At 61.7% G+C, this 22,555-nt stretch carries 21 protein-coding genes; 12 read left to right on the forward strand and 9 right to left on the reverse strand.

The features are described 5' to 3' along the window. Window positions 1–80: 80 nt before the first annotated feature. The 3 genes from Q7F16_RS21680 to mapR all read left to right on the forward strand — a co-directional run bounded on the left by Q7F16_RS21680 (window position 81) and on the right by mapR (window position 3,690). Entirely contained in the window at window positions 81–317 is a 237-nt protein-coding gene (locus Q7F16_RS21680) for a DUF3203 family protein (protein WP_046062087.1), read from the forward strand. A 352-nt stretch (window positions 318–669) separates the two neighbouring features. Continuing rightward, window positions 670–2,082 (forward strand): cytochrome c oxidase accessory protein CcoG, encoded by a 1,413-nt coding sequence (gene ccoG, locus Q7F16_RS21685; protein WP_046062088.1) that lies wholly within the window; start codon window positions 670–672, stop codon window positions 2,080–2,082. 198 nt (window positions 2,083–2,280) lie between these two features. Further along, a complete protein-coding gene (gene mapR / locus Q7F16_RS21690; protein ID WP_014338630.1) occupies window positions 2,281–3,690 on the forward strand; it encodes a GntR family transcriptional regulator MpaR in 1,410 nt (469 codons plus the stop codon). A 116-nt stretch (window positions 3,691–3,806) separates the two neighbouring features. Here the strand turns inward: mapR and Q7F16_RS21695 are convergent, their stop codons facing one another. Continuing rightward, window positions 3,807–4,553 carry an SDR family oxidoreductase gene (locus tag Q7F16_RS21695; protein WP_079302514.1) on the reverse strand — a complete coding sequence of 249 codons (747 nt, stop codon included), beginning with the start codon at window positions 4,551–4,553 and terminating at the stop codon, window positions 3,807–3,809. 79 nt (window positions 4,554–4,632) lie between these two features. Further along, window positions 4,633–5,511: a Dyp-type peroxidase gene (locus tag Q7F16_RS21700; protein ID WP_046062089.1), complete on the reverse strand. Its 879-nt coding sequence runs from the start codon at window positions 5,509–5,511 to the stop codon at window positions 4,633–4,635. Window positions 5,512–5,736: 225 nt separating this feature from the next. Between Q7F16_RS21700 and ampC the strand changes: the two genes are divergently transcribed. Then, window positions 5,737–6,885, forward strand: coding sequence for a class C beta-lactamase (gene ampC, locus Q7F16_RS21705; RefSeq protein ID WP_409556793.1), 1,149 nt, complete (start codon window positions 5,737–5,739; stop codon window positions 6,883–6,885). A 174-nt stretch (window positions 6,886–7,059) separates the two neighbouring features. Here ampC and Q7F16_RS21710 read toward each other — a convergent pair whose 3' ends face one another. The 3 genes from Q7F16_RS21710 to Q7F16_RS21720 all read right to left on the reverse strand — a co-directional run bounded on the left by Q7F16_RS21710 (window position 7,060) and on the right by Q7F16_RS21720 (window position 9,518). Next, window positions 7,060–7,608: a DUF4174 domain-containing protein gene (locus Q7F16_RS21710; RefSeq protein WP_409556792.1), complete on the reverse strand. Its 549-nt coding sequence runs from the start codon at window positions 7,606–7,608 to the stop codon at window positions 7,060–7,062. 267 nt (window positions 7,609–7,875) lie between these two features. Beyond that, window positions 7,876–8,661, reverse strand: a complete 786-nt coding sequence (locus Q7F16_RS21715; RefSeq protein ID WP_014339233.1) for a sulfite exporter TauE/SafE family protein — start codon at window positions 8,659–8,661, stop codon at window positions 7,876–7,878. Window positions 8,662–8,768: 107 nt separating this feature from the next. Next, window positions 8,769–9,518, reverse strand: a complete 750-nt coding sequence (locus Q7F16_RS21720) for a hypothetical protein (protein WP_046062092.1) — start codon at window positions 9,516–9,518, stop codon at window positions 8,769–8,771. 297 nt (window positions 9,519–9,815) lie between these two features. On the opposite strand from Q7F16_RS21720, the gene Q7F16_RS21725 reads away from it, so the two are divergent. Then, window positions 9,816–10,967, forward strand: a complete 1,152-nt coding sequence (locus Q7F16_RS21725) for an aldose epimerase family protein (RefSeq protein WP_409556791.1) — start codon at window positions 9,816–9,818, stop codon at window positions 10,965–10,967. 99 nt (window positions 10,968–11,066) lie between these two features. Beyond that, window positions 11,067–11,888 (forward strand): aldo/keto reductase, encoded by an 822-nt coding sequence (locus tag Q7F16_RS21730; RefSeq protein WP_409556790.1) that lies wholly within the window; start codon window positions 11,067–11,069, stop codon window positions 11,886–11,888. Window positions 11,889–12,037: 149 nt separating this feature from the next. On the opposite strand, the gene Q7F16_RS21735 is transcribed toward Q7F16_RS21730, so the two are convergent. After that, entirely contained in the window at window positions 12,038–14,401 is a 2,364-nt protein-coding gene (locus tag Q7F16_RS21735; protein WP_409556789.1) for a DNA polymerase II, read from the reverse strand. A 319-nt stretch (window positions 14,402–14,720) separates the two neighbouring features. Here Q7F16_RS21735 and Q7F16_RS21740 point away from each other — a divergent pair, with 319 nt between their 5' ends. From Q7F16_RS21740 to Q7F16_RS21760, 5 genes are all read left to right on the forward strand, one after another. Next, window positions 14,721–15,161, forward strand: a complete 441-nt coding sequence (locus Q7F16_RS21740; RefSeq protein WP_046065886.1) for a CBS domain-containing protein — start codon at window positions 14,721–14,723, stop codon at window positions 15,159–15,161. A 69-nt stretch (window positions 15,162–15,230) separates the two neighbouring features. Further along, window positions 15,231–15,827 carry a paraquat-inducible protein A gene (locus tag Q7F16_RS21745; RefSeq protein WP_046065885.1) on the forward strand — a complete coding sequence of 199 codons (597 nt, stop codon included), beginning with the start codon at window positions 15,231–15,233 and terminating at the stop codon, window positions 15,825–15,827. Between the two features lie 11 nt (window positions 15,828–15,838). Beyond that, window positions 15,839–16,483, forward strand: coding sequence for a paraquat-inducible protein A (locus Q7F16_RS21750; RefSeq protein WP_046065884.1), 645 nt, complete (start codon window positions 15,839–15,841; stop codon window positions 16,481–16,483). Beyond that, a complete protein-coding gene (locus Q7F16_RS21755) occupies window positions 16,464–18,122 on the forward strand; it encodes a PqiB family protein (protein ID WP_409556788.1) in 1,659 nt (552 codons plus the stop codon). The genes Q7F16_RS21750 and Q7F16_RS21755 overlap by 20 nt, the downstream gene beginning before the upstream one ends. A 17-nt stretch (window positions 18,123–18,139) precedes the next feature. Further along, a complete protein-coding gene (locus tag Q7F16_RS21760) occupies window positions 18,140–18,676 on the forward strand; it encodes a PqiC family protein (RefSeq protein ID WP_046065882.1) in 537 nt (178 codons plus the stop codon). A 1-nt stretch (window position 18,677) separates the two neighbouring features. Here Q7F16_RS21760 and Q7F16_RS21765 read toward each other — a convergent pair whose 3' ends face one another. Next, the gene (locus Q7F16_RS21765) at window positions 18,678–19,307 is read right to left on the reverse strand and encodes a glutathione S-transferase family protein (RefSeq protein WP_046065881.1); all 630 of its coding nucleotides are present in this window, start codon (window positions 19,305–19,307) and stop codon (window positions 18,678–18,680) included. Between the two features lie 193 nt (window positions 19,308–19,500). Between Q7F16_RS21765 and Q7F16_RS21770 the strand changes: the two genes are divergently transcribed. After that, window positions 19,501–19,974, forward strand: a complete 474-nt coding sequence (locus tag Q7F16_RS21770; protein ID WP_409556787.1) for a phage infection protein — start codon at window positions 19,501–19,503, stop codon at window positions 19,972–19,974. Window positions 19,975–20,174: 200 nt separating this feature from the next. Here the strand turns inward: Q7F16_RS21770 and Q7F16_RS21775 are convergent, their stop codons facing one another. Further along, the gene (locus tag Q7F16_RS21775; protein WP_186650627.1) at window positions 20,175–21,269 is read right to left on the reverse strand and encodes a DUF1615 domain-containing protein; all 1,095 of its coding nucleotides are present in this window, start codon (window positions 21,267–21,269) and stop codon (window positions 20,175–20,177) included. A gap of 207 nt (window positions 21,270–21,476) precedes the next feature. Beyond that, window positions 21,477–22,451, reverse strand: a complete 975-nt coding sequence (hemB, locus tag Q7F16_RS21780; protein ID WP_018611454.1) for a porphobilinogen synthase — start codon at window positions 22,449–22,451, stop codon at window positions 21,477–21,479. Between the last annotated feature and the right edge of the window lie 104 nt (window positions 22,452–22,555).

The raw sequence follows: 22,555 nt of genomic DNA on the forward strand, positions 1-22,555 counted from the left end.
CGCCTGACCGCTGATCAGCCGCCACGAACCCTGGCTTGGCCGCGCGACCTAACGTTCATGACCCCAGAAGGAGCAACACCATGACTGTCCGTATCGATGACAACCAGACCTGCCATTTCGAAACCCCCAACGGCACCGAACAGCGCCCCGCCAGCGAGCTGACCATCATCACCGACCCGGACAAGGCCATGTCCATCGTGGAGCTCAATGGCGACCGGGTCTACATCACCGAGGCCGAGGCCGATGCACTGACCGTGGCCGGCGCGGTCGACGGGCGCAAGCACCTCAAGGCCACGGACAGCGGCTCGGCGATCTGAGCCTATCTGCCAGAGCAATGCAGCCCCTGTGGCGAGGGAGCTTGCTCCCGCTGGGCTGCGAAGCAGCCCCAACACATCGCAACCGGTGTATCAGGACGACCGCGTCGCGATTCTTTAGGGTCGCTTCGCAACCCAGCGGGAGCAAGCTCCCTCGCCACAAGGTATTGTTCGCCCAACTGCCGGTGCGTCAGCCATAAGGTGTTGTTCGTCCATCCGTGGGTGCATCAAAGTGTCGCAGCGCCTGGGTTTCATGGCATCTGATCCGGTTTTTATCGAAACACCTGAGTCTGTTATGCAAACAGTTCCATGGTCATAGTGCGCCGGCCAGATAGAGGCTGATGAGCGACCGACCATGAGCGATAGAATCCCCGTCCAGTTGATACAGACGTTCGAACCTGCGCCAACGAAGATAAAGGCCAGGAGCACCGACAACCTGATCCACACCCGCAGCTTCACCGGTTTGTTTCGTACCCTGCGCATCAGCGGTGCGGGGGTTCTGTTCCTGCTGTTCTTCGGCACGGTGTGGTTGAACTGGGGCGGCCGCCAGGCGGTGCTCTGGGACCTTTCCGAAAGCAAGTTCCACATCTTTGGCGCGACCTTCTGGCCCCAGGATTTCATCCTGCTGTCGGCCTTGCTGATCATTGCCGCCTTCGGCCTGTTTGCGATCACCGTGTTTGCCGGTCGCGTGTGGTGCGGCTACACCTGCCCGCAGAGTTCCTGGACCTGGATCTTCATGTGGTGCGAGAAAATCACCGAAGGCGAACGCAACCAGCGGATCAAGCTGCAGGCCGCGCCCTGGGGCCTGAACAAACTCTTGCGCCGCTCAGCCAAGCACACCTTGTGGCTGGCCATCAGTCTGCTCACCGGCCTGACGTTCGTGGGGTACTTCACGCCGATCCGCCCATTGGCCGAGGAACTGCTGACCCTGCAAATGGCCGGCGCGAGCCTGTTCTGGGTGCTTTTCTTTACCGCCGCCACCTACCTCAACGCCGGCTGGCTGCGTGAAGCGGTGTGCATGCACATGTGCCCCTATGCACGCTTTCAGAGCGTGATGTTCGACAAGGACACACTGACCATTTCCTACGATGCGGCCCGTGGTGAGATCCGCGGCCCACGCAAACGCGAGGCAAACCCGGCCAATATTGGCCTGGGCGACTGCATCGACTGCCAGATGTGCGTGCAGGTCTGCCCGACCGGCATCGACATCCGCGACGGCCTGCAGATGGAATGCATCGGCTGCGCGGCCTGCATCGATGCCTGCGACTCGATCATGGACAAGATGGGTTACGCCCGCGGCCTGATCAAATACACCTCCGAACATCAGTTGCAGGGCGGCAAGACTCACCTGCTCAGGCCTCGGCTGATTGGCTATAGCGCCGTGCTGCTGGTGATGATCGGCGCGCTGGTCGTGGCGCTGATGCAACGGCCCATGGTGTCGCTGGATGTCAGCAAGGACCGTGGCCTGTTCCGCGAAAACAGCGCAGGCCAGATCGAGAACATCTACAGCCTGAAAATCATCAACAAGACCCAACAGCGCCAGGATTATCACCTGTCCCTGGTGGACGGCGACGGCTTCATCCTGCAAGGCAAGACCCAACTGAGCCTGGCCCCGGGGGAAATCGTCGATGTGCCGGTGTCGGTGGCGATGCTCAGCGAACGGCCCGGTAAAGGCTCCCAGGAAATGACGTTCAAGGTCGCCGACAGTGACGAGCCGGGCATCTACAGCATCGCCAAGAGCCGTTTTGTCGCACCGATGAATCGTTGAAGCTTTAAGATGCCGGACACCTGTGGGAGCGAGCCTGTGAGGGCAAGCCTGTGGGAGCAAAGCTTGCTCGCGAAGAACGATGACACGACCTTACTGTTGATTTGTGTCGCCTGTATCGCGAGCAAGCTTTGCTCCCACACGCTCGCTCCCACAGTTTAAGAAACGCAAACCACGCGTTATCCACTACTGGGCCCCACCATGAAACGCTACGAGAAATTTGCCGACGACATCGCTGAACTGATCCGCTCGGGCATGCTGGGGCCAGGTCAGCGCGTGCCGTCGGTACGCTACGCCAGCCAGACCTACGGTGTCAGCCCGTCCACCGTATTCCAGGCCTATTACCTGCTGGAACGACGCGGCATGATCCGGGCCCGGCCGCGCTCCGGCTACTTCGTCAACACCCATGCGCCGAGCCCGTTTTCGGAGCCTGCGATCAGCAGCCAGGTGCACGAGTCCACCGAAGTCGACGTCAGTGAACTGGTATTTTCGGTCCTCGACTCGATCAAGGACCCGGCCACCGTACCGTTCGGCTCGGCATTCCCCAGCCCGACGCTGTTCCCACTGCAACGGCTGTCCCGTTCGCTGTCCAGTGCAACACGGGACATGGACCCGCGAATGGTGGTCACGGACATGTCGCCGGGCAATCCACACTTGCGCCGACAGATCGCCCTGCGCTACATGGTCGGCGGATTGATGCTGCCCATGGAGGAACTGCTGGTCACCAACGGCGCCCTGGAAGCCTTGAACCTGTGCCTGCAAGCCGTGACCGAGCCCGGCGACCTGGTGGCGATCGAAGCGCCAGCGTTCTACGCCAGTCTCCAGGTACTGGAGCGCCTGAAGCTCAAGGCCGTGGAAATTCCCGTCCACCCGCGCGACGGCATCGACCTGGACGTGCTGGCGCAGACACTGGAGCGCCATCCGATCAAAGCCTGCTGGTGCATGACCAGTTTCCAGAACCCCATGGGCGCGACCATGCCCGAGGAACGCAAACAGGCGCTGGTCGAGTTGCTGCGCCGCCATCAGGTGCCGCTGATCGAGGACGACGTCTACGCCGAACTCTACTACGGCCAGCAGGCCCCCAAGCCCGCCAAGGCGTTCGACACCGAAGGGCTGGTGATGCATTGCGGCTCGTTCGCCAAGAGCCTGGCACCGGGTTATCGCATCGGCTGGGTCGCCGCCGGGCGCTACGCGCAGAAGATCGAACGGCTCAAGCTCATGACCTCGCTGTGCGCCTCGATGCCGGCCCAGGCTGCCATCGCCGACTACCTGCAACACGGCGGCTACGACCGTCACCTGCGCAAACTGCGCTACGCCCTGGAAGAACAGCAAAGCGCGATGCTCGCCGCCATCGCCCGCTATTTTCCGGCCCAGACCCGAGTCAGCCAGCCAGCGGGGGGCTACTTCCTGTGGCTGGAGTTGCCGGAGCAGATGGATTCACTGAAATTGTTCCAGATGGCCCTGGCCCAGGGCATCAGCATCGCGCCGGGACCGATCTTTTCACCGACCCGGCGTTTCAGGAATTGCATCCGCTTGAACTATGGCAGCCCGTGGACCGAGGCCTCGGAAAAGGCCATGGAGACGTTGGGGCGGATTATTCGATCGTTTTGATATTTGGGTTGCCTGTCGGGCCGCCATCGCGAGCAAGCTTTGCTCCCACATTGGAACGCTGCCCCCTGTGGGAGCAAAGCTTGCTCGCGATAGGGCCAAAACAGACACCCCAGGACTCAGCGCCCGCCCCCCAAATCCACAAACGTCCCGGTCGCATACGAAGCCTTGTCCGACAACAACCAGATAATCGCTTCGGCCACTTCATCCGGACGCCCGCCCCGGGCCATGGGGATCGCTGATTCCAGCTTGCTGACCCGGTCCGGATCGCCGCTCAGGGCATGGAAATCGGTGTAGATGTAGCCGGGGCGCACCGCGTTGACGCGAATGCCTTCGCCGGCCACTTCCTTGGACAAGCCGATGGTGAAGGTGTCCAGCGCGCCCTTGGAGGCTGCGTAATCGACGTACTCCCCCGGGGCGCCCAGGCGCGCGGCCACCGACGAGACGTTGACGATGCTGCCGCCCTGCCCGCCATGCCTGGGCGACATGCGCAGCACCGCGTGTTTGGCGCAAAGAATCGGCCCCAGCACGTTGGTCTTCATGATCTTGAGAATGCGGAATTCGGACATTTCATCGAGCCGGGACTTGTGCGCGACCGTGCCGGCGTTGTTCACCAGGGCAGTGACACGGCCCAGCTCGGCGTCGACCCGGTCGAACAGGCCGATCACTTCGTCTTCGATGCTCACGTCGGCCCGCACGGCAATCGCCTGCGCGCCCTTGGCCCGGACCTGTTCGAGCACCTCCTGCGCGGCACTCTCATCGGACTGGTAATTGATGCAGATCCGATAGCCCAACTCGGCAGCCAACAGCGCCGTGGCCGCCCCGATTCCGCGGCCGCCACCGGTGATGACGATGACTTTATCCACGTTTGCTTCCCCCATTCCACGGATAGACGTGCGCTGCCAAGAATAGCGTTCACGTCACGCTTTGCACAAACCGCTGCGCTTACCGGGCCAGGGCGCGCAGATCCAGGCGTCCATCCAACAGCGGCGGGCACCAGTAATAGCCGCCGGTGATTGGCCGGCTCATGCGATACAGGCCATCGGTAATGCCGTCTTCCAGGCCGCTCATGCGGCGCAGTTGTGCCTCGAAGGCATCGAGGGAGAAACCGAACGCCAGGAACATCAGCCCCGCACGGTCGCCTTCGATCCACGGCATGGAGCGACGCACCACGAACGCCTCCGGGGCGAAGCTTTCCTGGGCGGTGCGCTTGACATGGGCCGACTCCGGCGCGTCGTCGAGTTCTTCGTTATCGCTCAGGCGACGGCCCATGATGTTGTCGCGCTCATGGGGTTGCATCGCCGCGAAGCCATCAAGATCGTGCTGCCATTGTTGGATCGCAGCGAAACTGCCACCGCGCACCCCGTCGGCACCTTGGGCCAGGGCGGCGGCGATGGCCGCTTCGTCGTGAGGGTTTTCGGTGCCGTCTTCGTAGCCGGTCAGGTCATGGCCGGTCATGTGGCGGAAGGTTTCGTTCATCTGCACCAGGCGCAGCGCCGGGGCCAGCGCCGCCTCGATGGCGCGACTGCGGTGCATCAGCTCGCCGCGGTCTTCGCCGTGCAACCAGCACCACAGCGCGTGTTGGGTCGACGGGTTGTCCACGCCCACTCCGGTCAAGGCAGGAAAGGCCCGCAGGCCTTCGACCTGGGCCCCCAGCGCCTGGACCAGCGATTCGCCAAAGCCGACCACGGCCCGGCCATCGAGCAGCAACAGGAGTTTATCTATCGCAGCCGGCAGTGCCTCGACCGATTCCAAGGCAAAAAACATATGACGGGCCTGAGGCGGAACAGGGGTGGCGAGAATGCCGGGCTGGTAGTAACTCATATGAACTCCTTTAGAAAGAGCGCAAGTTTACCCGGCGGCTGCCGCTTTGTGTGGTTTGGCTTGAGGTCCGGTCGCGCCGGGAAACCGGGCCGTTTTGTGGGAAGGTTCCCGCAGCCCTGTCAGACCGCTCAGAAACATGCCTCCGCCCGATAGCCTCGGATTGCCGGGCAGCCAAAAACGCCCTAGATTGCCCCACTCTAGGAAGGCCAACGAGAACGCTGCACCATGCAAATTGCCAGATCGATACTCGCCGGGACTTTTTTCCTGGTCTGCGGGACGCCCGCAGGCTTTGCCCAGGAGCGCATTGAAGACACAGTCAATGCCGTCATCCAACCGTTGATGAAGCAACAGGACATCGCCGGCATGGCCGTGGCGGTCACCTACAACGGTCAACGCCATTACTTCAACTACGGCGTGGCCTCCAAGGACACGAAAAAGCCGGTCAACGACCGGACCCTCTTCGAAATCGGCTCCGTCAGCAAGACCTTCACCGCCACCCTCGGCGCCTATGCACAGGCCCAGGGCAAGCTGTCCCTGGCCGACCCGGCCAGTCGCTTCGCCCCCGAGCTGCGCGGCAGCGCCTTCGAGGGCATCAGCCTGCTCAATCTCGCCACCTATACCGCCGGAGGCCTGCCGTTGCAGTTTCCCGACGAGGCGGACCATCCGGACCGGATGTTTGGTTATTACACAACCTGGAAGCCGCTCTACCCGGTCGGCACCCAGCGGCTCTATTCAAACCCGAGCATCGGCCTGTACGGCTATCTGGCAGCCCGCAGCCTGGGGCGGTCGTTTGACGAGGTGATGGAACGCACGCTGATGCCAGGACTGGGGCTCAAGCACAGCTATGTGCGGGTGCCGCAGGATCAGTTGGGCCGATACGCCCAAGGCTATGCCAAAGACGGCAAGCCCGTCCGGGTCGGGCCAGGTGCCCTGGATTCCGAGGCTTATGGGGTGAAAACCAGCTCATCGGATCTGATTAGTTTCCTCGAGGCCAACCTGCGACCTGAAAAACTGGACGCGGATATGAAGCAAGCGATTGCCACGACGCATACAGGTTTCTACAAGGTTGGTGGGATGAATCAGGGGCTGGGCTGGGAGTTCTACCCCGCTCCGTTCACCTTGGATGACCTGCTCGCGGGCAACACACCGCAGATGGCCCTGACCCCACAAAAAGCCGAAGCTCTCAACCCGCCCCGCCCGGCGCCGGACGGCACCTGGATCAACAAGACAGGATCCACCAACGGTTTCGGCGCGTACGCGGCGTTCGTGCCCGGAAAGGACATGGGGATCGTCATGCTAGCGAACAGAAACTACCCGATCGAAGAACGGGTGAAAGCGGCACATCGGATCCTGATGGCGTTGGATGGTCAATAACTCATGACGCCTCGGGGTGATGAGTTTCCCTGTGGCGAGGGAGCTTGCTCCCGCTGGGTCGCGCAGCGACCCCAAACCGGTCATTCGATCATCCATTGAAAAAAAGCATAGGGCTGCTGCGCAGCCCAGCGGGAGCAAGCTCCCTCGCCACAAGGCCCTCGGCGCTAGCGGGGATCAATCCTCCAGCGGCTTCGGCGGTGCCGCCGGCTTGGCGGCCTTGCCAGCCTTGGCGCCTTTCGCATCCTTGGCCGGTGCAGGCTCCGGCGCGGGAGGTGGGGCTGGAGGTGTCGCCTCTTTTTCTGCCGCAGGCAGTTTATCGACGGTGTCGAAGAGGTCTTTCAACTCGATCGCCCCGGAATGCTCAAGCTTCTTTTCCCCGTCCTTGCCCACCAGGATGATCTTGGTCTGTGCACCGGCTCCCAGCTTGAGCGAGCGAATCAACGCCATGGTGCTTTGCGGGTCCAGGTCCTTGCCATCGCGCTGCCCAATGGTATTGAGCACCGTATAGAGCACCATGTTGCGCTCGGAAAAGCCCTGCTTGCCTGCCGGCTCATCCAAGGCCTTTTTCAGGCTCACCCAGGCAGGGTCGACCGTACTGGGCGCGATGACCACAAGGGGACGTGACTTGCCTGCATCCGCCAACAGGGGCGAGTCGCCATCGGCAGCGAACAGAGGGCCGGCAATGGCCAGCAAGGTAGCGAAGGTCAACGACCGAATGAGCATGCGCCTCTCCTTTTGATATTTACGCTGTACTGAGTACACAGGGCGGCGATTGTTCCGCGTGCGTCACCCAATACTGCGCCTGCCTGACTTGAAGCTTAGGCGAGGGGGTTCATTGCGCAACCGCAAGGAGAGCGCTGAAGTCGGGAGAGACTAATTGTGGGAGCGAGCTTACTCGCGGTAGCGTCATGACGACCAACATCGAGTCGACTGACACACCGTTATCGCGAGCAAGCTCGCTCCCACACTATTGAACTTGAGCTGACCGTTCTAGAACGCCAGCTTGAACCCGATCATCGCCAGCATCACCGCCAGGCACGGGCGCAGCAGTTCATCGGAGATGCGGCCCGACAAATGACTGCCCAGGTAGATCCCCGGCAACGAACCGATCAGCAGGAAACCCAGGATGTGCCAATCCATGTTGCCCATGCTCGCATGACCCAGGCCAGCCACCAGGGTCAGCGGCACGGCGTGGGCGATCTCGGTGCCCACCAGGCGCTTGGTGACCAGGAACGGGTAGAGGATGAACAGCGCGACAGTACCCAGGGCGCCAGCGCCGATCGAGGTCAACGCGACCATCGTACCCAGCACGAGGCCGGTGATGACCGTCAGCACATTGAGGCGGACACCGGAGGGGTTGTAGTGGCCGCCAGCGCGGTCGTGGGCGAATTGCAGCAGGCGCTTTTTGAACAGGATCGCCAGGGCGGTGGCGAACAACACGAAGCCCAAGGCTTGCTTGATCACCGCGTTCATGGCGTCGGGGGAGCTGTGCAGGCTGCTGAGGAACCACAGCGTCAAGCCGACCGCCGGCACGCTGCCCAACGTCAGCCAGCCGGTGATCGCCCAGTCGATGTTGCGATTTTTTGCATGAACCAGGACACCACCAGACTTGGTAATGGCCGCGTACAGCAGGTCCGTACCTACCGCCGTCGCAGGGTTGATACCAAACCACAACAGGATCGGGGTCATCAGCGAACCCCCGCCGACGCCGGTCATCCCGACGATGAAGCCGACCACCAGACCTGCAACGACTAAACCGACATTACCGAAATCCATTAAACCCGTCTCAGCACGACCGCGTGAAAAATCTGGCCGCGAGCATAGCGATTTTTCTTATAACCCCCTATATCGATGTGATCTATCTTTATTCCTTTTCCATCACTTCACTGAACCGGCAAGAAGTTGAGGAACAGCAGGCTCTGGGCGTAATTCAAGCCGATCCGCCGGTAGCGCTCATCGAGCATCTGGGTCAGCAGGTCCAATCGGGCGACGATTTTTCCAAACTCCACGGCGAAACTCAGGTTGCTGCCCTCCTCCGAAATCTCATTGGAAAACAGCAACAGCTTACCGTCCTTGTTCTGCCGCTGGCTCAGCAGCCAGGTGGCTTTTTCGATATTGCGCGCCGCGTTGCTGACAAAACGCGGGTCGATGGTGTCGGTCATGTAGAACTCGAGGCGATTGCCGTGAGCGGTGACCAGCATGCTGCCGATGGCATAGATGAACGCCCCGACCCGATCGCCGAGAAATTCCGGGCTCATGGCATAGCTCAGGGCCGCCAGGTCCTTCTTGCCACCCAGGGTTGGCAAGGGCTGTTGCTGCTCGATGGCCAGGCGCACCTGTTTTTCCGCAGTGCGGGCGTCGAGAAAGCCGGACTTGCGCAGTTCTTCGGGGTTGCGCAGGTAAAGCTTGCTCATCAGCAGATAGAGGCTTTGCAGGTTGTCATGCATCGACAACGTGGCCATGCGATCGACGCTGGTCTGCAAGAACTCCTGGGGCCTGGCGTTGCTGAACTGCGTGACCATGTCCTGCCCCTGCTGATGACTGCAGCCGCCGCTGAACAGCATCGACACACCAACCAACAACGCCAGGCAGCAGCGGCGCAATCTCGTCACAGAATAAAAAACACCGGCCATCGAGTCTCGGTCTGGGCATGGGGAAGCGATGGGAGTCGTCGCCTCCAGGCCCATGGATAGAGCAGCAAAAAACGCAAAAGTGCAGTGTTGGAAGAAAACCTCAATCTATCGCAACGCCTCCTCAGCCTAATTAGTCTTACTTTTTAATTGATAATTCTCTATTTATGGCTATAAATCCCTTCTCGCCCATCAAATAGAAAGACTACTAACCAGAAAAACCTTCAGCGCTGTCCGACCAGTAACGGACTCGCCCCGCGTTCAAAACAACAACAAAACAACAGGAAGGAAGGTCATACCATGCTTGAATCCAGACAACTGCTCACGGCTCTCGGAGTGTCCCTGATGATCGCCACCTCGGCTTCCCAGGCTACCGGCCTGACCAACGAACGCGCTGCGTTCGGCAAGACCGACGACGGCACGGCGGTGGAAAAATTCGTGCTGCGCAACAGTCACGGCGTGGAGGCCACGGTCATCACCTACGGCGGCATCCTCCAGTCATTGAGCGTGCCGGACAAAAACGGCAAGGTCGCCGACATCGTGCTCGGCTTCGACGACGTGCAGGGTTACCAGAAGAACGGCAGCGTGTATTTCGGCGCGACCATCGGCCGCTTCGGCAATCGCCTGGCCGACGGCGCCTTCGAGCTGGACGGCAAGCGTTACCAAGTGCCGCAGAACGACCATGGCAACTCCCTGCACGGCGGGCCGCAAGGGTTCGACAAGCGCGTCTGGAAGGCTCAGCCGCACAATGCCAAGGACTCGGTGGGCGTCACCCTGACCTACCTGTCACCCGATGGCGAGATGGGCTTTCCCGGTGCGCTGAAGACCGACGTCACCTACAGCCTCAACGAACAGAACGAGTTGCGGATCGAGTACAAAGCCACCACCGACAAGCCCACAGTACTGAACCTGACCAACCACAGCTATTTCAACCTGGCCGGCGCAGGCAACGGCGACATACTCGAGCAGCTCGCGACCCTGCACGCGGCCCACTACACGCCGGTCACCGGCAAGCTCATTCCCACCGGCGAACTGGCCCCCGTGGCTGGTACGCCGATGGACTTCACCCAACCCACCGCCATCGGCACCCACATCAAAGCCGATCACCCACAACTCAAATTCGCCGAACCGAAACAAGGCGGCTTCGATTTCAACTGGGCGCTGGACGCCAAAGGCGACGTGAACAAACTGGCCGCCGAGGTGTATGACACGGAATCTGGACGACGCCTGCAGCTCTACACCACCGAACCTGGCGTGCAGTTCTATACCAGCAACTTCCTCGACGGCACCGTCAAGGGCAAGCAAGGCAAGGTCTATCCGCATTGGGGCGCGTTCACCCTGGAAACCCAGCACTACCCCGACTCGCCCAACCAGCCGAACTTCCCCTCGACGCGGCTTGATCCGGGCCAGACCTACACCCAGACCATGGTGTTGAAGTTCTCCGCAAAATAACTCCCCCGCCGGATCGTTCCCACGCATGGGAACGATCCATGCGGGAACACTTGGTCTATCCTGCTGCCACACGTCAAAGCTCAAAAACAGGAGAAAGGCATGAGGACGCTGGAATTGGCGGGTGTGTCCGTACCGGTCATTGGCCAGGGCACCTGGCGCATGGGTGAGGAACCGTCTGATCACAAGAAAGAAGTGGCCGCCCTGCGGTTGGGAATCGAATTGGGCATGACCCTGATAGACACGGCGGAGATGTATGCCGAAGGCGGTGCCGAAACCGTCGTTGGCGAAGCGATCACCGGCCTGCGCGACCAGGTTTTCCTGGTGAGCAAAGTCTACCCTCACAACGCCAGTCGCAAAGGTATTCCCCTGGCCTGCGAACGCAGTTTGCGGCGGCTCGACACCGATTACATCGACCTTTATCTGCTGCACTGGCGTGGGCAGTACCCGCTGGACGAAACCGTCGAGGCCTTCGAGCGTCTGCGCGAAGAAGGCAAGATCGGCCGTTGGGGCGTGTCGAACTTCGATGTGGCGGACCTTGAAGAACTGACCGCGCCGGGCTGTGCAACCAACCAGGTGCTGTACAACCTGCAGGAACGCGGCATCGAATTCGACCTGCTGCCCTGGTGCCAACAACAGCGCATGCCGATCATGGCTTACTGCCCGGTCGGCCAGGGCGGGCACCTGCTCAAGGATCACACCCTGGGACAAATCGCCGAACGCCATCGCGCCACACCGGCGCAGATCGCACTGTCCTGGCTGCTGCGCCAGGACAATGTGATTGCCATTCCCAAGGCCGTGAAACCTGAACATGTGCGCTTGAATGCCGAAGCAGCCAACCTCAGGCTCGAGCCCCAGGACCTGGCCGCCCTCGACCTGATCTTTCCCCAGCCCCAGGGCAAGCAGCGGTTGGCGATGGTGTAGTCCTCGCAAATCAAACGCTTTTTGTGGCGAGGGAGCTTGCTCCCGCTGGGTCGCGTAGCGGCCCCATTATCCTTGCGATCGCTGCGCAATCGAGCGGGAGCAAGCTCCCTCGCCACAAAAGCAGTCCTGCGCCTCGCAAACGACAGCCATTAGAACAACCCCATCTGCCCCCCCACCAACGTCGAAAAATCATCATCCACAAACGGCAGGATCGCATCCGCCACCGGCTGTAGCTGTTTGGTCACGTAGTGGTCGTAATCGATTGACGCGCTGCGGATTTCCAGCGGTTCGGGGCCGGCAACGGTGATGACGTAGCTGATCCAGCCACCATTCTGGTATTGCCGCGGGCGGCCCTGGCGCTGGTTGAACTCATCGGCCAGCCGCGCGGCCCGCACATGGGGTGGAACGTTGCGTTCGTAGTCTTCCAGAGGCCGACGCAGACGCTTGCGGTAGACCAACCGTTCATCGAACGCACCGGACAGGGTCTGCTGCACATAATCGCGCACATAATCCTGATAGGGCTTGCGGTGGAAGATCCGCCCGTACAGCTCCTGCTGGAATTGCCGGGCCAGCGGCGACCAGTCGGTGCGCACGGTTTCCAGGCCCTTGTAGACAATTTCGTCGCTGCCGTCGGCGCGAGTCACCAGCCCGGCATAGCGTTTCTTGCTGCCCTCCTCGGCGCCGCGGATGGTCGGCATCAGAAAACGCTTGAAATGCGTTTCGAACTGCAGCTCCAGCGCACTCTCCAACCCGAATTCATCGCGCACCTGCCCCCGCCACCATTGGTTGACGTGGGCCACCAACTCGCGACCGATCCTGGCCGCTTCCTCCTGGCCATGGGCCCGGCGCAGCCAGACGAACGTGGAATCGGTATCGCCATAGATCACCACATGCCCCTGGGCTTCGATCAACTGGCGGGTGTGCTGCATGATCTGGTGGCCACGCAGGGTGATGGACGAGGCCAGGCGCGTATCGAAGAAACGGCAGCCACTGGAACCGAGCACGCCATAAAAGGCGTTCATGATGATTTTCAACGCTTGGGACAGCGGCGCATTGTGCTCGCGCTTGGCGGTCTCCCGGCCTTCGGAGATCCGCGCCACGATGGCCGGCAGGCAATGTCGAGTACGGGAGAAGCGCGCCCCGCGAAAGCCTGGCACCGATTCCTGATCATCCGGGTGGCGCAGCCCTTCGATCAAGCCCACCGGGTCAATCAGGAAGGTGCGGATGATCGATGGATACAGGCTCTTGTAGTCCAGCACCAACACCGACTCGTAGAGCCCCGGCTGGGAATCCATGACAAACCCACCCGGGCTGGCCTCGGGCGGGCGCTGGCCCAGGTTGGGTGCAACAAACCCTTGGCGATGCATCAGCGGCATGTACAGGTGCGTGAAGGCCGCCACCGAGCCCCCGCTGCGGTCCGCCGGCAGACCGGTGACGCTGGCCCGCTCCAAGAGAAACGTGAGCAATTCGGTCTTGGCGAAGATCCGCGTCACCAGTTCACAGTCCTTGAGGTTGTAGCGGGCCAGGGCCGGCTTGTCCTCGGCGAACATGCGATTGATCTCGTCCATGCGCTGGTACGGGTTATCGATGGACTTGCCCTCCCCCAAGAGCGTCTGGGCAACGTTTTCCAGGCTGAACGAGGGGAAACTCCAGGTCGCCGAACGCAGGGACTCGATACCGTCGATGAGCAACCGGCCAGCGGCCGAGGCGAAGAAGTGATTCTTGCGCGCGCCGTGCTCGCGCCATTGCATCTCTTCGCCACCACGCCCCAGGCGCAACGGCACGGCCAGGCGCCGGGCGTGTTCATGCAGCACCCGCAGGTCGAACTGCACCAGGTTCCAACCAATGATCGCGTCAGGGTCGAAACGGGCGAGCCAGTCGTTGAGTTTTTTCAGCAGTACCGTGCGCGATTCGCAGTATTCCAACTGGAAATCCACGCCAGTGTCGTCGCCATTGGCTGGCCCGAGCATGTAGACCTGGCGCTCGCCGCAGCCTTCCAGGGCGATGGAATACAATTCGCCCTGGGCGGTGGTTTCGATGTCCAGGGACACCAGGCGCAACGGTGGACGGTATTCGGGCGCCGGTTTCATCTGGGCATCGACCAGCAGGCCATCGGCGGCCGGCGTACCGCCAAACCAGACCGGGGCGGTGATGAAGCGCTCCATCAGGTAGCGCTCCGGCGGCCGGATGTCCGCTTCGAACACCTCCACGCCGGCGCGGCGCAAGGTGCTGTCCAGGCGCATCAGTTGGGCATGTTGCTGGCAATATAGCCCCAGCACCGGACGATGCTCGAAATCCAGCAGGTCCAAAGGGCGTAGCTCTACCTCCTTCTCGCCTTGCAGCAAGGCTTCGAGCTGGCCGCGCTGGATCTGCGGCACAAAGGCCACCGACGTCTGCACCGGCAGGCGCACGCGCCGGGGACCGGCGTCGGTCGCCAGCCAGAACTCGACTTCGGTGCCGGCCGGGGTATCGCGCCAATGCCGGGTCAGGACGAAGCCCTGCTGTAAATCCACCGCTGCAACCTCGAATTCTACGTAAGCGACGATTCTACCTGTGGCGAGGGAACTTCACCTGCCCAACTGTTACTTCACCGAACTGCTTTTGTGGCGAGGGAGCTTGCTCCCGCTCGATCGCGCAGCGATCGCAAAAAGGGGCCGCTGCGCAGCCCAGCGGGAGCAAGCTCCCTCGCCACAACAGCGCCCACCCGTAGTTCGGGGGAAATTCACCGGCAATGACGCTTTTGGACGACTGGCCGCCGCTTTACCGCTTGCTCTGCGCCGTTGGGTCTACGATGCTTTAACAACCAGCAAAAACAACACCTGAGGCTCCCCCATGAAAACCGTCGCGCAGTTGCTCCGGCTAAAAGATGAGAAGAACCAGCAAGTGCACACCATCTCACCGGACGACATGGTATTGCAGGCCCTGATGCGCATGGCCGAGAAGAACGTCGGAGCCTTGCTGGTGGTGAAGAACGATGAAGTGCTGGGGATCATCAGCGAGCGCGACTATGCCCGCAAAATGGTCTTGCGCGGTCGCTCATCGGTGGGCACGAAGGTCAGTGACATCATGGTCTCCCCCGTGATCACCATCGACCCGCACCAGAATGTCGAGACCTGCCTGAGCATCATGACCGAAAAACACCTGCGGCATTTGCCAGTGGTAGAGGACGGCAAACTGGTCGGCCTGCTGTCCATCGGCGACCTGGTCAAGGAAGCCATCGCCGAACAGGCCGATCTGATCAGACAACTGGAGCAATACATTCGCGGGGAATGATCCGTTCGGACGGGTTGCTCATTCCCAAGGCACTTCTATATTGAAGGGGTTGTTCCTGCGAGCATCCCGATGGCCGACACCGACCGATTGATCATTTGTGAACATTGCGATGCGGTGTACGAGCCGGTGGTGCTCGCTGCGCACCAGAAAGCCTCGTGCGTGCGCTGCCACGCGGTGATCCAGCGCCACAACGGCCTGACCATCGAGCAGCGCCTGGCCTTGAGCGTGACGGCCGCGGTGTTGTGGGCCTTCGCCAACATCTACCCGATCATGAGTATCCGCCTCCAGGGCCTGAGCAACAGCGCGACGTTATGGGATTCCATCGTGGCGCTGAGCCATGGGCCGATCACCTTCATCGCCCTGGTGACGGCGGTGGCAATCATTATCGCGCCGGCCTTCCAACTGGCGCTCCTGATCTGGGTGCTGGGCCATGCCCACCTCCAACAGCGGGCGCCGGGGTTCAACCTGTGCATGCGCAGCCTGGAAACCCTGCGACCCTGGAGCATGCTGGAAGTGTGCCTGCTGGGCGCGCTGGTGGCGGTGATCAAGCTCGCCGGCTTGCTGGACGTACTCCCGGGCATCGGCCTGTTCGCCCTGGCGGCCTTGAGCCTGCTGATGATCCGCATTGCCGGGCGCGATGTCCGCGACCTTTGGGACAACCTGTGAACGGCGAGCCGATGGACACCCCGCCAGAGGCCCGCGACCTGGACCTGTGCCTGTGCCACAGCTGCGGCCTGGCCTGCGACATGACCAACGAACCCGGAACCTGCCCGCGTTGCGACGCCCCCTTGCATCGACGCAAACCCGATGCCATCACCCGTACCTGGGCCTACATGCTGGCCGCGCTGGTGTTCTACATCCCGGCCAACCTGCTGCCGGTCATGAATACCCAGATGCTCGGCGAAGGCGCCGACAGCACCATCATCAGCGGCGTCATCGAGTTCTGGCAAAGCGGTGCCTGGGACATCGCCCTGATTATCTTCATCGCCAGCATCGCGGTGCCCGGCATCAAGTTCGTGGTGCTGACCCTATTGCTGGTGACCGCACAACGGCGCAGCACCTGGGCCCAGGTCCAGCGGGCGAAACTGTACCGGCTGGTGGAAGTCATCGGCTACTGGTCGATGCTCGATGTGCTGGTGGTGGCCCTGGTGGCAGCCCTGGTCAAGTTCCAGGCATTGAGCGACATCGAACCACGACCGGGCATCCTGTTCTTCGGCCTCGTGGTGCTGTTCACCATGCTGTCGGCCATGAGTTTCGACCCCCGGCTGATCTGGGACACTCAACGATCCGAGGAGGTCATGGATGAAGTCGCAAGCCACTGACGGGCAGCAACCCGCACCCGGCCGCGCCCACGTCACCACCCGCCGCTGGACGGTGTCGCTGGTGTGGATCGTGCCGATCATCGCAGTGCTGGTGGGCATTTCCCTGGTGGTCCACAACTGGCTGCAGGAAGGCCCGACCATCACCATCACCTTCAAGACCGGCCAGGGCCTGACCGCCAACAAGACCGAGGTGAAGTATCGCAACGTGGTCATCGGCCAGGTCACCGACGTGCAACTGAGCCACGACCAGAAGAACGTCACCGCCACGGTCAAGCTCGCCAAGACAGCCGACACCTTCACTCACGAAGACTCGGTGTTCTGGGTCGTACGGCCACGCATCGGGGCCGGCGGTATCTCGGGGATCGACACCTTGCTGTCCGGGGATTTCATCGGGGCCGACGCCGGCCAGTCGAAAGTGCGCGCCAAGTCCTTCACCGGCCTGGAGAACCCGCCCCCCATCACCTATGGCGAACCGGGCAAGCGCTTCACCCTGCACTCCCAGGACCTCGGCTCGCTGGACATCGGCTCGCCGGTGTACCTGCGCAAGATCCCGGTGGGACAGGTCGTGTCCTACGCCCTGGACGCCGAGGGCAAAGGCGTCAACATCGACGTATTCGTCAACGCCCCTAACGATGTGTACGTCACCGAAAACACCCGGTTCTGGAACGTCAGCGGCGTGGACGTGAACGTCGGTGCCAATGGTTTCGCGGTCAAGACCGAATCGCTCTCGGCCCTGCTGCTGGGCGGCATCGCGTTTCAGGCGCCGGAGTACAGCCCCAACGACGTCCCCGCCAGCGAGGACAAGACCTACGAGCTGTTTGCCGACCAGCAGAGTGCCCTCGCCCCGCCCGATGGCAAGGCGCAATACCTGGCCCTGCGGTTCGACCAGGCCCTGCGCGGCTTGCGCGTCGGTGCGCCGGTGGAGTTCCTGGGGGTGGAGGTCGGCAGGGTGGTGGCCATCAATCTGGATTTCGATGAGAAACAGCGCAGCTTTCCGGTCAACGTCGGCGTGGTGATCTACCCACAGCGCCTGGGCAAGGCCCATGAGAAACTGCTCAAGGCACTCAATCACGACCCGGAGGACGAAGCCGCCTCTGCCCGCCTGATGGGCAGCTTTGTCGATCGGGGGCTGCGTGCCCAGGCCCGCAGCGGCAACCTGCTGACCGGGCAGTTGTACATCTCGCTGGATTTCTACCCCAAGGCGGAAAAAGTCGCCTTCGACCCCACCGCCCGGCCTGTGCGCATACCGACCATTCCCGGTAGCCTCCAACAATTGCAGGAACAATTGCAGGCGATGGTCGAGCGAATCAACAAACTGCCGCTGGAAAGCGTCGCCAGCAACCTGAATGGCAACCTGGTGGAGCTGCGCAAAGGCCTGGCCCAATTCAATAGCAAGACGCTGCCAAGTGTGCAAAACACCTTGCAGGACGTCAGCAAGACCCTGCAATCGGCCAACTCGACCCTGGCCGAAGATTCACCGCAGCGCGAACAACTGACCCAGACCCTGGACGACCTGGGGCGCATGTCGCGCTCGCTGCGCGAGCTGTCGGACTACCTGAGCCGCCATCCCGAATCGCTGCTTCGCGGCCGTCCCAAGGACGCACCGGCGCAGAACCTCACATTGCCGGTGAAAGAATGATCACAGGAGCGCGCCCCATGCCACTGACGCTGAAACTCACCCTGGTTGCCGTGGCGTTGCTGCTCGGCGCCTGCCGCAGCGATCCGATCCACTACCACACCCTGAGCCCCGCTCAGCCGGCGGGCCTGTCGCGCTCCGGCGTGGACATCCAGATCGAACAGGTGAGCGTTCCGCCCCAGGTGGATCGCACCCAGATGGTCATTCGCCAGGGCAACAGCGGGTTGGCGATCCTGGAAACCGAATGGTGGGGCGCCAGCCTGGCCGACGAACTGCACAGCAGCCTGGACGAACAACTGAGCAACCCCGGCGCACCGAAATCATTGCTGCGGGTAGACGTGCAACGCTTTGACTCGATCCCTGGCCGCTATGCCCGCATGGATGTGCAATGGCGCCTGCGCAGCCTGGGCGGCGACGCACGTCCCCTCACGTGCCGCAGCAGCCTGCAAACGCCGGCGGGCACCAGTATCGACGAACTGGTGACGGCGCATCAGCAGAATGTCCGGCAATTTGTCGACCTGGTTGAACAGGCGGCTTCGCGCAAGGCGTGCCCCTGATTCATTCAGGCCAGTGCAGCGACAGTACCGGCGCCACGCGTGGATGACGGTCGATGCGTTCCAACAATTCGTAGAACGCCGGACGGGCGCTCAGCATCGCCTCCCGCGTGTTTCTCCACTTCGTGATCACGGCCGCCAGGATATCCAGCGCCCCCGGTTCCTCACCGCCTAGAAAAGGTCGGGCCGGGAACTGGTCGGCAAACAACGCCCAGTTGCGGTACAGCCGTTGCTGCGTGCCGGATACCAAGCGCTGTCGAGTCGCCTCATCCGCCTCGTCCAGCCAGCGCTCCGGAAAATCGATAATGCCGATGGGCGTGTAGCAATTGGCCGCGATATAGACCAGCCCCCGTATGGCTTGCGCACGCAGGGCCGGGTCTTGCGGGAGCAGCTTCGATGCCGGGAAGGTCAAGCCGAGGTGAATCAGGATCGCCGCCGCTTCGGTCAGCACCGAACCGTCCGGCAACTGCAGGGTCGGCACCTGCTTCTGAGGGTTGAGTGCCTCGAGTTCTTTCGCCGCATCGTTGTCTTGCGTCGAATAGGCATCGACCCGCCGATAAGCCACCTCACAAAGACACAGAGCAACCTCCACCGCCGAAGAGCCGGATTGCCTGCAACCAAATAACTGATACATGAACCTACCTCCTGCATAAGCGTTAGCCGGTAGAGCCCGCGAGCCCATCAGTGTTCCATCAAGCTGACCGGTAGCTGGCCAACGAGCTATCACTGCCGTCGATGTTCACCATCATGCCAATGAAGTTCTCTTGATGATCGCCCGGGACAACAATGGCCCCACACAAACCACTGCACCCCCGGAGCACACCATCATGAAACGCCAAGTCATCCTCAGCCTCGCTTTCTCCGTACTGGCCGCCAACGTATTTGCCGCCTCGTCCCAACCCGTCGTCGCCGAAGGCGGTTCTGATCGCCTGATCGAAAACCGCGTCGCTGAAGGTGGCTCTGACCGCCTGATCGAAAACCGCGTCGCTGAAGGTGGCTCTGACCGCCTGATCGAAAAACGCGTCGCCGAAGGTGGCTCCGACCGCCTGATCGAAAAACGCGTCGCTGAAGGTGGCTCCGACCGCCTGATCGAAAACCGCGTCGCCGAAGGTGGCTCCGACCGCCTGATCGAAAAACGCGTCGCTGAAGGTGGCTCCGACCGCCTGATCGAAAAACGCGTCGCCGAAGGTGGCTCCGACCGCCTGATCGAAAACCGCGTCGCTGAAGGCGGTGCCGAACGCCTGCTGGAACGTCGTGTCGCTGAAGGTGGCTCCGATCGCCTGATCGAAAACCACGCATGAGTTGCTTGAACGCAACAAATGATCGGCAACACACCCCGTGGCGAGGGAGCTTGCTCCCGCTCGGGCGCGCAGCGGCCGCAACAATCACCAAGCCGCTGCGCAGCCCACCCGACACACCGCTTGAGACTGCTCCCGCACCAAACCCATCCCCCTAAAAGCCCGGCCTCATCCACCGGGCTTTTTCATGCCCCCAAGCCTGGCTAACGCCCCGACGCCCGCTTCATGCATCGCTGATAACGCTCATCCACCCGCTTGGCAAACCACGCCGTGGTCAGCTTGCGCGTGATCTTCGGGCTCTTGAGCACGATTCCCGGCAATACCGCCCGTGGCAACGCCTTGCCCTCGGCCCGCTCTGCCAGTTCGAACACACGCTTGTAGAGCTTGCTGTCCTCGAACGCCAGGCTGTCACCCAGCTCCAATTGATTGCGAATGGTCGGGTTGCGCATTCCCAACGACTTGCCCAGCGTGCGCACCGCCAGTTCCGTGCTGCCTGGCATGATTGAATCATGGGCAATCAGATCACCGTCCAGCGCCAGGGAAATGCCCGACGCCACACTCACCGCATGCTGGAAAGCCGCGTTGCGGCTGGCGTACCACCCCGCATTGAAATCGGCAAAACGATACAGCGGCTCGGTGTAGCTCACCGGATAGCCCAACAAATGCGCGATACCGAAATACATCCCGCCACGACGACTGAACACTTCGCGACGAATCGAGCCATCCACCGTATAGGGATAATTGCGCGCATTGGCCTGGGCAAACGCGATGCTGACCTGCATCGGTCCGCCGGTGTGCACCGGATTGAAATCGCCGAACAGGGTCTTGCCCAACGGCACCATGCCGATGAAATCATCGAAAATTCCGCTCAACTCTTTTTCACTACGCGCTGCGTTGAGCCGATCGCTGTAGCTTTTACCGTTGGGCGAACGCACCTGAAGTGCGCCACTGACCAGCAGCTCCGGAATGTGCACCGCCGCCGCACGACGGTTGATCTCCTGACGAGCGATCTTGCCCAGCCCCGGCACCGGTGGGTCAGACTGGAACGTCGATTCCTGTTCGGTCACCGCCAGGACAGCACAGATGTTCTGCGTCGTAGAGGGAATCTGCTGGGCCGCAAAGGCCACATGGATATCAGTCGCCCAGCCTTCGCGATCCACAGTCTTGGCCGGCAACAACTGCACGATCTGCTTCTTGACCTCAGCAGGCGAACGCTCAGGCTCCTGCGCCTGACGGCTGCCGCAACCAGCCAAGGCCAGCAGCGCAGCAAGGCTGATCATCAATCGGTTGAATTGCATGGTGCTCCATCGGGTTCGTTATTCCGGAGCAACCATACGATCAAAAGTGGATACGGGCTATGCCCAATGTGGGAGCGAGCCTCGCGGTGGCGGCGGCACAGGCAACACTGATGCAAGCCGACCCAGCGCTATCGCGAGCAAGCTCGCTCCCACAAGGGAATGGCGGTGAAGATGGATCTCACACCCAACCCCGGGAGCAGCGCTGGATCAGATCCCGCTCAGCGCCAGGTCCATGGCAAAGTAGGTGAAGATCAGGTCTGCCCCCGCCCGCTTGATTGCGCCAAGGCTCTCGCGTACCACGCGGGCTTCGTCGATGGCGCCAGCCTGGGCGGCGAACTTGATCATCGCGTATTCGCCACTGACCTGATAAGCCGACAGCGGCAGGTTCGACGCCTGGCGAATGTCGCGGATGATATCGAGGTAGGCACCGGCCGGCTTGACCATCAACGCATCGGCACCTTCCTGTTCGTCGAGCAAGGACTCGCGCAATGCTTCGCGGCGGTTCATCGGGTTCATCTGGTAGCTCTTGCGATCGCCTTTCAACGCGCTACCTCCGGCCTCGCGGAACGGGCCATAGAGCGCCGAAGCAAACTTGGTGGAATAGGCCATGATTGCCGTCTGACTGAAACCGGCTTCATCCAGGGCCCGACGAATCGCCTGGACCTGCCCGTCCATGGCCGCCGATGGCGCGATCACATCGGCACCGGCGCGGGCCGCCGCTACGGCTTGCTTGCCCAGGTTGACCAGGGTCCGGTCGTTGTCCACTTCATCGCCGTGGAGCACGCCGCAATGACCATGATCGGTGTATTCACAGAAGCAGGTGTCGGACATCACGATCATTTCCGGCACCGCGTCCTTGCAGATCCCGGCCATGCGTGACACCAGGCCGCGCTCGCTCCAGGTGTCGCTGCCATCGTTGTCCAGGTGATGGGACACGCCAAAGGTCATCACCGACTTGATGCCGGCACGGGCGTAGCGCTCGATCTCACCGGCCAGCTTCGACTCAGGGATGCGTACCACGCCCGGCATGCTCTTGATCGGCACAAAATCATTGATTTCCTCTTCGACGAAAATCGGCAGCACAAGGTCGTTCAAGGTGAACTCGGTTTCCTGGAACAGGCTGCGCAGGCTTGCATTGCGACGCAGACGGCGTGGACGTGCTTCGGGGAACTGGCTGGACATGGGACTCCTGGGCAGAAATGGGTGCTCGATCACAAGGAGCAAAGCTTATGCCCTGGCCGGCCAGGGCACAAACGTCGACTGGAAAACAGCGTGTTACCGGCCAG

The organism is Pseudomonas sp. Lb2C2 (genome assembly GCF_052112205.1).
In the GTDB taxonomy this organism is placed as follows: Bacteria; Pseudomonadota; Gammaproteobacteria; order Pseudomonadales; family Pseudomonadaceae; genus Aquipseudomonas; species Aquipseudomonas kilonensis.